The sequence below is a fragment of the Rhodococcus sp. SG20037 genome, assembly GCF_031763325.1.
Taxonomy (GTDB): domain Bacteria; phylum Actinomycetota; class Actinomycetes; order Mycobacteriales; family Mycobacteriaceae; genus Rhodococcus_F; species Rhodococcus_F qingshengii.
Window position 1 is genome coordinate 1,963,304 of record NZ_CP134497.1, and the last position, 12,898, is coordinate 1,976,201.

At 61.6% G+C, this 12,898-nt stretch carries 12 protein-coding genes; 8 read left to right on the plus strand and 4 right to left on the minus strand.

What is annotated here, in order from left to right; translation table 11 throughout:
- Nucleotides 1-29 precede the first annotated feature (29 nt).
- Both RHP72_RS09300 and dctA read right to left on the minus strand, forming a co-directional pair.
- Nucleotides 30-902: a glycosyltransferase family 2 protein gene (locus RHP72_RS09300; protein ID WP_047268954.1), complete on the minus strand. Its 873-nt coding sequence runs from the start codon at nt 900-902 to the stop codon at nt 30-32.
- A 532-nt stretch (nt 903-1,434) separates the two neighbouring features.
- The gene (gene dctA, locus RHP72_RS09305) at nt 1,435-2,832 is read right to left on the minus strand and encodes a C4-dicarboxylate transporter DctA (RefSeq protein ID WP_037129867.1); all 1,398 of its coding nucleotides are present in this window, start codon (nt 2,830-2,832) and stop codon (nt 1,435-1,437) included.
- A gap of 188 nt (nt 2,833-3,020) precedes the next feature.
- Here dctA and RHP72_RS09310 point away from each other — a divergent pair, with 188 nt between their 5' ends.
- Entirely contained in the window at nt 3,021-3,281 is a 261-nt protein-coding gene (locus RHP72_RS09310) for a GlsB/YeaQ/YmgE family stress response membrane protein (protein WP_003942027.1), read from the plus strand.
- Between the two features lie 154 nt (nt 3,282-3,435).
- Here the strand turns inward: RHP72_RS09310 and RHP72_RS09315 are convergent, their stop codons facing one another.
- Both RHP72_RS09315 and RHP72_RS09320 read right to left on the minus strand, forming a co-directional pair.
- The gene (locus RHP72_RS09315; protein WP_019744227.1) at nt 3,436-4,182 is read right to left on the minus strand and encodes a GTP pyrophosphokinase family protein; all 747 of its coding nucleotides are present in this window, start codon (nt 4,180-4,182) and stop codon (nt 3,436-3,438) included.
- A gap of 48 nt (nt 4,183-4,230) precedes the next feature.
- On the minus strand, nt 4,231-4,830 hold the full coding sequence (locus RHP72_RS09320; protein ID WP_003941968.1) for a TetR/AcrR family transcriptional regulator: 600 nt from the start codon (nt 4,828-4,830) through the stop codon (nt 4,231-4,233).
- A 98-nt stretch (nt 4,831-4,928) separates the two neighbouring features.
- Here RHP72_RS09320 and RHP72_RS09325 point away from each other — a divergent pair, with 98 nt between their 5' ends.
- From RHP72_RS09325 to RHP72_RS09355, 7 genes are read left to right on the plus strand one after another with little or no spacing between them, the layout of a single operon-like run.
- The gene (locus tag RHP72_RS09325) at nt 4,929-6,518 is read left to right on the plus strand and encodes a carboxyl transferase domain-containing protein (RefSeq protein ID WP_007730188.1); all 1,590 of its coding nucleotides are present in this window, start codon (nt 4,929-4,931) and stop codon (nt 6,516-6,518) included.
- Nucleotides 6,519-6,523: 5 nt separating this feature from the next.
- Nucleotides 6,524-8,563: an acetyl/propionyl/methylcrotonyl-CoA carboxylase subunit alpha gene (locus tag RHP72_RS09330; protein ID WP_311094596.1), complete on the plus strand. Its 2,040-nt coding sequence runs from the start codon at nt 6,524-6,526 to the stop codon at nt 8,561-8,563.
- Nucleotides 8,563-9,726: an acyl-CoA dehydrogenase family protein gene (locus tag RHP72_RS09335; protein ID WP_311094597.1), complete on the plus strand. Its 1,164-nt coding sequence runs from the start codon at nt 8,563-8,565 to the stop codon at nt 9,724-9,726. Before RHP72_RS09330 ends, RHP72_RS09335 begins: the two co-directional genes overlap by 1 nt.
- Nucleotides 9,723-10,211, plus strand: coding sequence for a MaoC family dehydratase (locus RHP72_RS09340; RefSeq protein WP_003942078.1), 489 nt, complete (start codon nt 9,723-9,725; stop codon nt 10,209-10,211). The genes RHP72_RS09335 and RHP72_RS09340 overlap by 4 nt, the downstream gene beginning before the upstream one ends.
- Nucleotides 10,208-11,035: a CoA ester lyase gene (locus RHP72_RS09345; RefSeq protein WP_003942031.1), complete on the plus strand. Its 828-nt coding sequence runs from the start codon at nt 10,208-10,210 to the stop codon at nt 11,033-11,035. Before RHP72_RS09340 ends, RHP72_RS09345 begins: the two co-directional genes overlap by 4 nt.
- A gap of 3 nt (nt 11,036-11,038) precedes the next feature.
- The gene (locus RHP72_RS09350) at nt 11,039-11,794 is read left to right on the plus strand and encodes a CoA transferase subunit A (RefSeq protein ID WP_007730192.1); all 756 of its coding nucleotides are present in this window, start codon (nt 11,039-11,041) and stop codon (nt 11,792-11,794) included.
- A 41-nt stretch (nt 11,795-11,835) separates the two neighbouring features.
- Complete coding sequence (locus tag RHP72_RS09355) at nt 11,836-12,441, plus strand: 3-oxoacid CoA-transferase subunit B (RefSeq protein ID WP_039973146.1); 606 nt, start codon at nt 11,836-11,838, stop codon at nt 12,439-12,441.
- The last annotated feature ends 457 nt before the right edge of the window (nt 12,442-12,898 follow it).

The window sequence follows — 12,898 nt, forward strand, 5'->3', positions numbered from 1 at the left end:
ACCTTCGGTGATTAGCGAAATTCGATGGGTTACTGGTGAACTGGCATGATTCGACCTTTCGACATGCCGAACAAGCGCCTGAACTCCAGGCGCTCCTGCTCGAAGTTGTAGATGCGGTAGACGGGCCACACGAGCGCGTGGAGCATCGAGTCGCCCCAGATGGTCAGTTTGAGGCGCCAATTCATGATGTTGTGAAGGTGCAGAACCGATTCGGATGCTTGGTTGTACTTCAAGTACTCCAACGGAGGGGTTTCGCCGCGTCGGCCGGACGTTTCCGCTCGCATGTCCGCGATCTGTCCGATCGTCATTCCACCCTCCCGAAGGCACAGTGAAAGGTCGATATCTTCGTGGATGTCCGGCCGGTCACTGACTTGCTCGCGGACCGACAACCATGCGCTTTTTCTGATCGCCATGTTCGCTCCGGCGACAGCGAGTACTTGACGTTCGCAATCGAACTTCCCCTGCTTCACCTGCCTGTCCAGTGCGTAGCGGTGGATTCGAGCAAACGGCGATTCGAAGAGGTAGGTGAGTCCGGCAACTGCTGAGTGAGCGGTGCTGCGTTGGAAGAAACCCTTGACCGCATCTGCCCATCCCGGTTGTACCCGTGTGTCCGCGTCGATACGACCGATGATGTTGCCGGTCGAGGCGTCGAAGCCCGCGTTCCGGGCGTGTACGACGCCTTGGCGGGCCTCGAAGACATATCTGACTTTGTCGTACTTCTCGGCGAACTCCTGGATGATCGATGCAGTACCGTCCGTCGAGTTGTTGTCGACAATCAGAATCTCATCGATTTCCGACTCGGTCAGTAGACGCTCGATGCAGCCGGAAACCGCGTTCTCTTCGTTGAATACCGGAACAACCACCGAAAGTCGATTAGTGGACAAGTGTTCAATATCCTGCATGGATGCGGTCACTGTATTCCTTTGCTGGGCAATTGGGTCCAGTCCTTCCCAAAGGTTACGATAGCAATAGGTGACCATTCGGACAATTTGAACCGAGGGCCATATGATCAATCCCGCAACAGCTTATTGCGGGAAACTATCAGCATAAGTGCAGCTGGCACGGCATAAATGTATGCAGAATAAGGCTTTCGGAACTGATTGATTTTTACCCACTCGAGTCTATTCGTCGGTCGAACACCGGACTTTAGTCCTTCTAATTCCGGCAAATATAATGCTGCCCGTTCGCTGAATTGTGAATCGCCACTGCGGCAACCGTCGGGCAATATCTAGATGTCGCAAGTTGCTTTTCAGTGAAGTGGAGTCGGTGCAGCGCAAGTGCCATATTTGTAGATTCAACGGACCCTTGACGGCAAGGTTGCCGCCATCTGCAAATATTTGCTTTTGTAGCTGTCGGTCTGGATTTTCCAGTGAAGTCTGCCCCCGCGACTTTTCAGCACCGATTTCCGATGTGCAAACAGCAGCCGGCACCTACCTATCGGGTCAGGATGCCTTCGGTTTCGGGTGCCGGAACGGTTTTCCCCGTGATCGGATCGACTTCCTCGAGCGGTGGAACGTCTTCTCCGTCGAGCACTCGGCGCATGCGCTCCTTGTCGAGCTGCCCCTCCCAATTGGCGACCACGAAGGTTGCGACACAGTTCCCGAGCAGGTTCACCGACACCCGCATCGAATCCATGATTCGATCGGCGCCCAGTAGGAGAGCGACTGCGGCAACTGGAATTGCGCCGTGACCGATTGCGGCCACGGTGGCCGACAGCGCCAGGAATGACGATCCCGGCACGCCGGCCATTCCCTTCGAGGTGAGCATCAGAACCAGGACGGCAGTGATCTGTTCACCGAGTGTCAGGTCCACGCCGAGTGCCTGCGCCAGAAACAGCATGCAGATCGACAGGTACAGCGTCGCGCCGTCGAGATTGAACGAGTAGCCGGTAGGCACCACCAATCCTGTTGTAGTGCGCGAGCATCCGGCGTTGGTGAGCTTGACCATGATTCGGGGCAGAACTACTTCGGTCGACGCCGTTCCCAAAGCGAGGAAGAGTTCGTCCTTGATGTACTTGACGAACTTCCACAGGTTCACGCCCGCGAAGTACCTGACTATCGCGGCCAGGATGAGGATGAACAGGACGGCGGCGAGATAGCATGCGGCGATCAGCTTTCCGTAACTTCCGAGCGAAGCGATCCCGTACTGACCGACGATGTACGCCATCGCGCCCAAAGCGCCCAACGGCGCCAGTCTCATGATCCAGCCGATGATCGTGAAGAACAGATGGCTCAGACGATCGACGAGTTCGAACACGATCGGTGGTCCACTCTCGCCCGCCTTGGCCAATGCGAGCCCGAACAGTACGGCGAAGAAGAGGACTTGGAGGAGTGCGTTCTCGGCGAAGGCCGAAACTATCGACACCGGAATGATATTGAGCAGGAATTCGACGGTGTGGGGAAGTTCGCCACTTCCGGTCTTGGCGGCCACGGCGTCCGCACCGTTCGCCAGCGTCTCCGGATCGATGTCGAATCCCGCACCCGGCTTCATCAGATTTCCGATGAGCAGCCCGAACAACAGGGCGAAGGTGGTCACGACCTCGAAGTAGATGAGTGCTTTGACGCCGATACGCCCTACGGCCTTCAGATCCCCGACGTGGGCGATCCCGATCACAACGGTGCAGAAGATGATCGGCGCGATCAGCATTTTGATCAGCTTGATGAACCCGTCGGCGAGGGGCTTGAGGTTCGCGCCGAATTCCGGCCACAACCAGCCGATGAGAACACCGATGACGATAGCGGCGATCAATTGCACGAACAGTGATCGGTACCAGGGCGGCTTGTTGGCGAGTCGCGCGAGCTCGCTGTTCGGCAGTTTTACGGAAGTTGGCATGGATGGGAACGGTAGGTCCGCTTGATTGCGAAAAAATAACTCGCGAATGTCGTGGATGTAACGCGTCGAGGTTGCATCTCGGACAACAATTCGGTCAACAAGCGACAGTTGTGTGTGACTGTGGTTATTGTTTCCCTGAGCGGTGATCTTCCGTCCGCGTGCATGCACGACGTGTGAGAGGGGCTGTCATGGGGCAAATTATCGGAACCATCATTTTCGGCGCAGTCATCGGAATCCTGGCTCGTCTCGTACTGCCAGGTAAGCAGCAGTACGGCATGATCGTGACCGTCGTGCTGGGTATCGCCGGAGCGCTTATCGGGTACTGGGTCTGGGGAGCGATCTCGGATAAGGGCGACACGGGCGGAATCGACTGGATCCGCTGGATCATCAGCATCGCCGCGGCGGCCGTGCTCTCGATCGGCTACAGCGCCGTCACTGGCAAGAAATAGCAAGCCAACGCAATTCGCGAAGTGCGCCCTCCCGAAGTTCGGGAGGGCGCACTTTTGGTTTGCCCTAGTTGTCCGACCCCAGTTGTGAGCGAACGGCACTCTCGTCGCCTCAGATGCGCCGAAAGGCGCGTTCGCTCAGGGCAGGGGACCGAATTCAGAGCGCCCGTCGCTGAAGATGCAGCGCCTCGAGGAACTGCGCCGGCAGATCCTGCTCGAGGATTTCGTCGTCAGGATGCGGTAGCGCTTTGATTTTGGCGAACTCGTCGTTGAGTCGTTCCATCTTGACATCGAGACGGTGTGCCGCGGCAGCAGCCTCGGTGAGTTCGTCGAGGAGTTCGACGGGAACCTCGCGGTTGTACTTGTAGTAGATCTTGTGCTCGAGGCTCGCCCAGAAATCCATTGCGATCGTGCGGATCTGAAGTTCGATCGGTACGTGCCTGACGCGGTCACTCATGAAAACCGGGACCTCGACGATCAAGTGCAAGCTCTTGTAGCCGTTGGGTTTCGGATCGGCGATGTAGTCCTCGCGCTCGATCACCCGAAGGTCCGTCTGGCTGGTGAGCATCTCGGCGATTCGGTACGTGTCGGAAATGAAGCTGCAGGTGATACGTACTCCAGCGATGTCGAAGATGTTCTTCGAGATGTCGTCGATCGTGAGCGGGATGTTCAGGCGTTGAGCCTTACGCAGGATGCTGTCCGGCGACTTGACCCGTGACGTCACGTGTTCGATGGGGCTGTACTGATTGATGTGAGTGAACTCGTCCTTGAGGATGTTCACCTTGGTCATCAGTTCGGAGATTCCGAATTGGTACAACATCATGAAGCGGGAGAACTCGGTCCGCAGTTCGGCAAAATCGGCCCTGCTGACCCCACTGCTGTCTTCCACGTTCGGCACCCTCATCTGTTAGCTGGTGTAACCAGTCTGCCACCGATTGTGCCGTGTCCGGTTTCAGTGGGTGCGCAGTGCGGCGAGCGTCATATCCCGCAGGACTCGACGCGCGCGTGCCGGCGAAGCGGGGTTGGCGCTGTGAGGGGTCGAGTTGATCAGACCGAAGGTGGCATGCGCTTTGATTCGTGCGTCCGCCTGATCGAGTTGGGGATCGAGTTGCTCGAGCACCCCGACCCACACCTCGACGTACTTGCGCTGCGTCTGGCGTACCTGTCGACGCGCGTCGGCCGGCAGGCTTTCGAGGTCGCGGTCCTGGATGCGGATCAGGTCCGGCTCGCCGAGCGCGAAGTCGAGGTGGAACTCCACCAGTGCGTCGAGAGCAGCGCTCGGTGAGTCCGCTGCCTCCGCTGCCGCAGAACCTCCTTCGTGCAGGCGCGTGCTGATGCCGACGAGAAGTTCCACGAGGACGGCGTCCTTGTTCGGAAAGTGCCGGTACACGGCCGGGCCGCTGATACCGACGGCCGCGCCGAGGTCTTCGAGTCGCACACTCACGAATCCGCGTTCGGCGATCAACCGTGCGGCGGCGTCCAAGAGCTGACGTCGACGGTCGGCCTTCATCTGATCGCGTCGCGTCGGAGCTGCTACCTGCTCAGAGGTCATTCTCTCGATCTTTCTTCGCTTGTGTTCTGGACAACTCAGTTAATCATAGTTAATCTAGTTTCAGTTATCGAGCATTAACTCATGGCGAAGGCGGCGGGATGACTCCCAGTGGAATCACGCAAGGATCGGGCTACCGGTCCGATCACACCGTTCTGGTGGACGAACTGAAGAAGAAACTGGCGCAAGCAGCGCTGGGTGGCAACCAGCGCTCTCGCGAGCGTCACGTGAGCAGAGGGAAGTTGCTGCCGCGAGATCGCGTGGACTCGCTGCTCGACCAGGGCAGCCCGTTCCTCGAGCTGTCCCCACTGGCGGCCAACGGCCTGTACGACGACGAGTGCCCGGGCGCCGGCGTCATCACCGGTATCGGTCGTGTGTCGGGTCGCGAGTGCGTCATCGTTGCCAACGACGCGACGGTCAAGGGCGGCACCTACTACCCGATGACGGTGAAGAAACACCTGCGCGCGCAGGAAGTTGCGCTGCAGAACAACCTTCCCTGCATCTACCTCGTCGACTCCGGCGGCGCCTTCCTGCCGCGCCAGGACGAGGTCTTCCCGGACCGTGAGCACTTCGGCCGGATCTTCTACAACCAGGCGACCATGAGCGCCAAGGGGATTCCCCAGATCGCCGCGGTTCTCGGTTCGTGCACCGCGGGCGGCGCCTACGTGCCCGCGATGAGCGACGAAGCAGTGATCGTCCGCAACCAGGGCACCATCTTCCTCGGCGGCCCGCCGCTGGTGAAGGCAGCCACCGGCGAGATCGTGACGGCGGAAGAGCTCGGCGGCGGCGACCTGCACTCCAAGGTTTCCGGCGTCACCGACCACCTGGCCGAGGACGACCGCGACGCACTTCGGATCGTGCGCAACATCATTGCCACGCTCGGCCCCCGCTCCGAGCGCCCGTGGGACGTCATCTCCACGGTTCCGCCCGTCGCCGATCAGAGCGAGCTGTACGACGTCGTTCCGACTGATCCCCGTACTCCGTACGACGTGCACGAGGTCATCACCAAGCTCGTCGACGGTGGCGCGTTCCAGGAGTTCAAGGCTGAATACGGCAAGACGCTCGTCACCGGTTTCGCGCACATCGAGGGCCACCCGGTCGGCATCATCGCCAACAACGGCGTGCTCTTCGGCGAATCCGCCATGAAGGGAGCACATTTCATCGAACTGTGTGACAAGCGCAGTGTGCCGCTGCTGTTCCTGCAGAACATCGCGGGCTTCATGGTGGGACGCGACTACGAGGCCGGCGGCATCGCCAAGCACGGCGCCAAGATGGTCACGGCAGTCGCGTGTGCGCGGGTCCCCAAGCTGACAGTTGTCATCGGCGGCTCGTACGGCGCCGGCAACTACTCCATGTGTGGACGCGCGTATTCACCTCGCTTCCTGTGGATGTGGCCGAACGCGCGCATCTCGGTCATGGGCGGCGAGCAGGCAGCTTCGGTGCTCTCGACGGTTCGTAGCGAGCAGCTCGACAGCGCGGGTAATCCGTGGTCGGCCGAGGACGAAGAATCCTTCAAGGCGCCGATCCGCGAGCAGTACGAGGCTCAGGGCAATCCGTACTACTCCACTGCGCGGCTGTGGGATGACGGTGTCATCGATCCCGCAGATACCAGAACTGTTCTCGGCCTGGCCCTTTCGGTGTGCGCGAACGCGCCGATCGAGCCGGTCTCCTACGGCGTCTTCCGGATGTGAGCGAAATGACTGAGTTGCGCACTATCGATACTGTTCTCGTGGCCAACCGCGGTGAGATCGCGGTTCGCGTGATCCGCACGTTGCGTGAGTTGGGAATTCGCAGCGTCGCCGTCTACAGCGACGCCGACGCGAATGCTCGCCACGTCCGCGAGGCCGACACTGCCGTCAACATCGGACCGGCCGCGGCGCGTGAAAGCTACCTCGTCATCGACAAGGTCATCGACGCTGCCAAGTCCACCGGTGCTCAGGGTATTCACCCCGGTTACGGCTTCCTGTCGGAGAACTCGGCGTTCTCGGCTGCCTGTGCGGCTGCCGGAATCGCCTTCCTCGGTCCCTCTGAGCACGCCATCGAGGTGATGGGTGACAAGATCACCGCGAAGAACGCCGTTGCCGCGTTCGACGTACCGGTGGTCCCGGGTATCGCTCGCCCCAATCTGACCGACGAAGAACTGATCGCAGCGGCCGAGGACATCGGCTACCCGGTGTTGGTCAAGCCTTCGGCCGGCGGAGGCGGCAAGGGAATGCGTCTGGTCGAGGATCCGGCCAATCTGGCCGAGGCTCTTCGCAGTGCCCGCCGTGAGGCCGCGTCGTCGTTCGGCGACGACACCCTGTTCCTCGAGCGATTCGTCCTGCGGCCCCGGCACATCGAGGTCCAGGTTCTCGCCGACCAGCACGGCAACGTCATTCACCTCGGTGAGCGCGAATGCAGCCTGCAGCGGCGTCATCAGAAGGTCATCGAAGAGGCTCCCTCGCCGCTGCTCGATCAGGTGACCCGTGACCGGATCGGCGCGGCAGCGTGCAACACCGCTCGAAGCGTCGATTACACCGGCGCCGGCACCGTGGAGTTCATCGTCTCCGCCGACAAGCCGGACGAGTTCTTCTTCATGGAGATGAACACCCGCCTCCAGGTCGAGCATCCCGTCACCGAAATGGTGACCGGACTGGATCTGGTCGAATGGCAGGTCCGTGTGGCAGCAGGGGAGAAGTTGGCCTTCTCCCAGAGTGACATCACGCTGACCGGGCACGCCATCGAAGCTCGTGTGTACGCGGAGGATCCGGGCCGTGGATTCCTGCCGACCGGCGGCAGCGTCGTCGATCTGGTCGAGCCGTCAGGTTCCGGCGTGCGCGTCGATTCCGGACTGCTCGCGGGCACCGTCGTCGGCAGTGACTACGACCCGATGCTCAGCAAGGTCATCGCCCACGCTCCCGACCGCGCGGGCGCACTGCGCAAGCTCGATCGCGCACTCGGTGACACCGCAGTGCTCGGAGTCGTGACCAACATCGAATTCGCACGGTTCCTCCTCGCTGATCCGGATGTGATCGCGGGCAACCTCGACACCGGTCTGCTCGATCGTCGCGTCGAAGACTTTGTCGCAGCCGACGCCTCCGACGAGGTGCTCATTGCTGCCGCGGCGTATCGCTGGCTCTCGCGGTGGACAACTTCGGAATCCGTTGATCCCTGGGACGTCCCGAGTGGGTGGCGCGTCGGAACTCCCGCTCCGACCAGCATCAGGCTCTCCGCCGGCACCCGAACGGCGCACGTTGCGATCGTCGGCGTTCCCGCGGATGCAAAGGTCGAGGTCGAAGGTTCACAGCCTCGCGCATTCAGCGCGACCCTGACGGGATCCGAACTGGCGGTGGTGATCGACGGACGTCGACGCACGTTTGTCGTCGCCCAGACCGATGGCGGTCTGTGGCTGGCAGGCGGCGGAACCTGGCACGTGCGCGAGGTAGCCGAAGTCAGCGTTCGCGGTGAGGACAAGCATGCCGGTGACGCCGAAATCGCCAGCCCCATGCCCGGTGCCGTCATCGCAGTCAACGTCGAGAACGGCGCGGCAGTGAGCGCGGGACAACCACTCGTCGTGGTCGAGGCCATGAAGATGGAGCACTCCTTGACGTCCCCGATCGACGGGATCGTGGAAGTGCTTGTCCGTCAGGGCGATCAGGTGATGGTGGATCAGGTTCTGGCCCGCGTGGTACCTGTCGCGGACGAAGAGACTGCAGAAGTAAAGACCGAGAACACGACGCAGAAGGAAGACGCCTGATGTCCGATTACCTTGCCACCGGAGCGCTTCCGGACGAATACCAGCAGCTCGCCAAGACGGTTGCGGATTTCGCGAAGACCGTAGTGGCGCCGGTTGCTGCCGAGCACGACGCCAACCACACCTTCCCGTACGAGGTAGTGGCCGGGATGGCCGACATGGGACTGTTCGGCCTGCCGTTTCCCGAGGAGTACGGCGGAATGGGCGGCGACTACTTCGCACTCTGCCTGGCGCTCGAAGAGCTGGGCAAGGTCGACCAGAGCGTCGCGATCACTCTCGAAGCTGGTGTGTCCCTTGGTGCCATGCCGATCTACCGTTTCGGTAACGAGGCACAGAAGCAGGAGTGGCTTCCGCAGCTCACCAGCGGCAAGTCGTTGGCTGCCTTCGGCCTGACCGAACCCGGTGCGGGTAGCGACGCCGGCGGAACCAAGACCACCGCGAAGTTCGACAGCGGTGAGTGGATCATCAACGGCAACAAGCAGTTCATCACCAACTCGGGCACCGACATCACCAAGCTCGTGACGGTCACCGCGGTCACGGGTGTCAAGGACGGCGGCAAGAAGGAGATCTCGACGATCCTCGTGCCGACCACGACGCCCGGCTTCACGGCCGAACCGGCGTACAACAAAGTCGGTTGGAACGCATCCGACACCCATCCGCTCACGTTCGCCGATGTTCGTGTCCCCGAAGAGAATCTGCTCGGTGAGCGCGGCCGCGGCTACGCGAACTTCCTGCGCATCCTCGACGAAGGCCGCATCGCTATTTCCGCGTTGAGCGTCGGTGCCGCCCAGGGCTGCGTCGACGAGTCGATCAAGTACGTCAAGGAACGCGAGGCGTTCGGTCGCCCCATCGGACACAACCAGGCCATCGCGTTCAAGATCGCGCGTATGGAGGCTCGTGCCCACGTCGCACGTACCGCGTACTACGACGCGGCCGCACTCATGTTGTCGGGCAAGCCGTTCAAGAAGCAGGCGTCTATCGCCAAGCTGATTTCCTCCGAAGCTGCCATGGACAACGCCCGTGACGCCACGCAGATCCACGGCGGATACGGCTTCATGAACGAGTACGCCGTCGCGCGCCACTACCGTGACAGCAAGATCCTCGAAATTGGTGAGGGAACGACCGAGGTGCAGTTGATGCTCATCGCTCGTGAGGCAGGGCTGTGACGAACCCCAAGAAGATCACTCAGCGCGGGCTCTGGTTCGAGGAGTTCGAGGTCGGCGCGATCTACGAGCATCGCCCAGGCCGGACGGTGACCGAGGCTGACAACGTCCTGTTCACGACTTTGACCATGAACACGCAGGCGTTGCATCTCGATGCCGCGTACAGCGAGGACACTCAATTCGGTGTGCGGCTGGTCAATTCGATGTTCACCCTGTCGACCATCGTCGGCCTGTCCGTCGCGCAGTTGACGCAGGGCACCATCGTGGCGAACCTCGGTTTCTCCGAGATCAGCTTCCCGAAGCCGCTCTTTCACGGCGACACCTTGTATGCCGAGACGCTCATCGCGGACAAGCGCGAGTCGAAGAGCCGTCCAGGTGAAGGCATCGTGACGCTCGTGCACACCGGGCGTAACCAGCACGGTGACGTCGTCGCACTGGCCACGCGCAAGACACTGGTGCAACTGCGTCCGGCAGAGGTGTCCTCATGACGTGGACACCGCCGGGGCCGGCGTGGTTGTTCTGCCCGGCGGATCGTCCCGAGCGCTATGCGAAGGCCGCGGCTGTTGCCGACGTCGTGATCCTCGATCTCGAAGACGGTGTGGCTCCGGCCGACAAGGAAGCCGCACGTGCAGCCCTGATCGACACGCCTCTCGATCCGGAGCGGACGGTCGTGCGCGTCAATCCGGTCGGTACGCCTGATCACGAACTCGATCTGATCGCGCTGGACGGCACACACTATTCGCGTCTCATGCTGTCCAAGTGCGAATCGGCCGAGGACGTCCTCTCGCTCGCACCGGCGGACGTGGTTGCGCTCGTCGAGTCCCCGCGAGGAGCCCTCGCCGTGGCCGACATCGCGCTTGCTGCGAACGCCATCGGTGTCATGTGGGGAGCCGAGGATCTTGTTGCCGGTCTCGGCGGCAACTCGAGCAGGCACCCGAACGGTTCGTACCGCGACGTTGCCAAGCACGTCCGATCGACGTCTCTCCTGGCCGCGAAGAGCTACGGCCGGTTGGCTGTCGATTCCGTGTACCTCGACATCAAGGACCTCGTCGGCCTGGGCGTCGAGTCCGCTGATGCCGTCGCAGTCGGCTTCGACGTGAAGGTTGCGATCCATCCGAGTCAGGTCGAGGTCATCCGCGGGGCCTTCGCACCTTCGGAAAAAGAGATCGACTGGGCCACACGAGTGCTTGCCGCGGTGTCTACTGAACGTGGTGTGTTCGCGTTCGAGGGCAAGATGGTCGACGCTCCCGTTCTCCGTCACGCCGAGAAGCTTCTTCACCGAGCCGGAATCTTTCAGCAGAAGGAGAACTAACGGATGAGCAAAGTCGTGAATACGGCAGCTGAGGCAGTTGCCGACATCGCGAGCGGATCCAGGCTCGCAGTGGGCGGCTTCGGGCTGTGCGGTATTCCCGACGCACTGATCGCGGCGATCGCCGACGGCGACGCCACCGATCTCGAGGTGTTCTCCAACAACTGCGGTGTCGACGACTACGGTCTCGGCATTCTGCTCGGCGCGCACCGGATCGCCAGGGTGACGGCGTCGTACGTGGGGGAGAACAAGGAGTTCGCGCGCCAGTATCTCGCCGGTGAGCTCGAAGTGGAGTTGACGCCGCAGGGGACGCTGGCCGAGCGGCTGCGAGCAGGCGGTACCGGCATCCCGGCGTTCTACACTCCGGCCGGCGTCGGCACCCCGATCGCCGAGGGCGGCTTGCCGTGGCGATACAACCCGGACGGTTCGATCGCCGTGGCGTCGCCACCGAAGGCGACGGCAGTGTTCGGTGGCCGCACGTATGTATTGGAAGAGGCGATCACCGCTGACTTCGCGCTCGTGCACGCGGACTACGGCGACACCGAAGGAAATCTCGTCTTCAACAAGACGGCGATGAACTTCAACCCGCTTGCTGCCATGGCCGGCCGGATCACCATCGCGCAGGTGGAGAACCTCGTCGAGCCGGGCGACATCGACCCCGCGCACGTGCACCTACCTGGAGTGTTCGTCGCGCGCGTCGTACACACAGGCCCACAGGAGAAGCGGATCGAGAAGCGGACCGTCTCAGGAGGCACCAAGTGACCAGTGCAGAGGAAACCCGTATCGGTTGGACTCGCCACGAGATGGCCGCTCGCGCTGCCGCCGAGATGCGGCCGGGGGAGTACGTCAACCTCGGCATCGGCCTGCCGACGCTGATCCCCAGTTACCTGCCCGAGGGCGTCAAGGTGGTCCTCCACAGCGAGAACGGCATCCTCGGTACCGGACCGTATCCGACCGATGATCAGGTCGATGCTGACCTCATCAATGCCGGTAAAGAAACCGTCACCGTCAATTCAGGCGCCGCGTTCTTCGACTCGGCTCTCTCCTTCGGCATGATCCGCGGTGGTCACATCGACACCGCGGTGCTCGGCGGGATGCAGGTATCGAAGACCGGTGACCTTGCCAACTGGATGGTGCCGGGCAAGATGGTCAAGGGCATGGGCGGGGCGATGGACCTGGTCCACGGTGCCCGCCGCGTCATCGTCGTGATGGAGCACACCGACCGCGACGGCAATCCCAAGATCGTCGAGGCCTGCACGCTGCCGCTTACCGGTCAGAGCGTCGTCAACCGGATCATCACCGACCTGGCAGTGCTGGACGTCACCGCGGACGGGCTGCAGCTTGTGGAGCTGGCTCCAGGGGTCAGCAGCGAGCACCTGAAGAGTGTGACTGGTGTGGGCTTTTCCTGAAGCTTCGTACCGTAAATCGAAGAACGCGCCGACCGCTGGTCGGCGCGTTCTTTCGTCGGTCTGTCGGCGAGTACCGATAGTCTCGATCAGCGACTGTCGAATCTTGTTCGAGCTCAGACACCCAGTACCTGGCGGCCCTGTAAATTGTCCGAGGTGACTGATGTGGATTGGGGTGTAGATCGTCGGTTGCAATTGATTGTCCCAGGGGGAGAGGTGTCGCGCGCCGCGTCTGAACGGTGCGTTTCGGCAATGCGATCGGGGGGTAGATGAGCTGGGCGATTTGTAACGAATTGCAACAAAACCGTCGATACACCGGGGTATGGATTTCTCTTGTCACCTATGTATCGGAGACAATGGGTGGTTCTGGCTCGTCGAGGTTGGATGAGGTCGGTAGCTGCTGCGAATCGGACGTTCGGCTCGCACGGGTGCGCAATGGTGTGGAAGAGAGGCTGTGGGC

Coding starts and splice junctions, on each gene's coding strand:
- RHP72_RS09300 (WP_047268954.1), bottom strand. CDS start 902: ATGCAGGATATTGAACACTTGTCCACTAATCGACTTTCGGTGGTTGTT.
- dctA (WP_037129867.1), bottom strand. CDS start 2,832: ATGCCAACTTCCGTAAAACTGCCGAACAGCGAGCTCGCGCGACTCGCC.
- RHP72_RS09310 (WP_003942027.1), top strand. CDS start 3,021: ATGGGGCAAATTATCGGAACCATCATTTTCGGCGCAGTCATCGGAATC.
- RHP72_RS09315 (WP_019744227.1), bottom strand. CDS start 4,182: ATGAGGGTGCCGAACGTGGAAGACAGCAGTGGGGTCAGCAGGGCCGAT.
- RHP72_RS09320 (WP_003941968.1), bottom strand. CDS start 4,830: ATGACCTCTGAGCAGGTAGCAGCTCCGACGCGACGCGATCAGATGAAG.
- RHP72_RS09325 (WP_007730188.1), top strand. CDS start 4,929: ATGACTCCCAGTGGAATCACGCAAGGATCGGGCTACCGGTCCGATCAC.
- RHP72_RS09330 (WP_311094596.1), top strand. CDS start 6,524: ATGACTGAGTTGCGCACTATCGATACTGTTCTCGTGGCCAACCGCGGT.
- RHP72_RS09335 (WP_311094597.1), top strand. CDS start 8,563: ATGTCCGATTACCTTGCCACCGGAGCGCTTCCGGACGAATACCAGCAG.
- RHP72_RS09345 (WP_003942031.1), top strand. CDS start 10,208: ATGACGTGGACACCGCCGGGGCCGGCGTGGTTGTTCTGCCCGGCGGAT.
- RHP72_RS09350 (WP_007730192.1), top strand. CDS start 11,039: ATGAGCAAAGTCGTGAATACGGCAGCTGAGGCAGTTGCCGACATCGCG.
- RHP72_RS09355 (WP_039973146.1), top strand. CDS start 11,836: ATGGCCGCTCGCGCTGCCGCCGAGATGCGGCCGGGGGAGTACGTCAAC.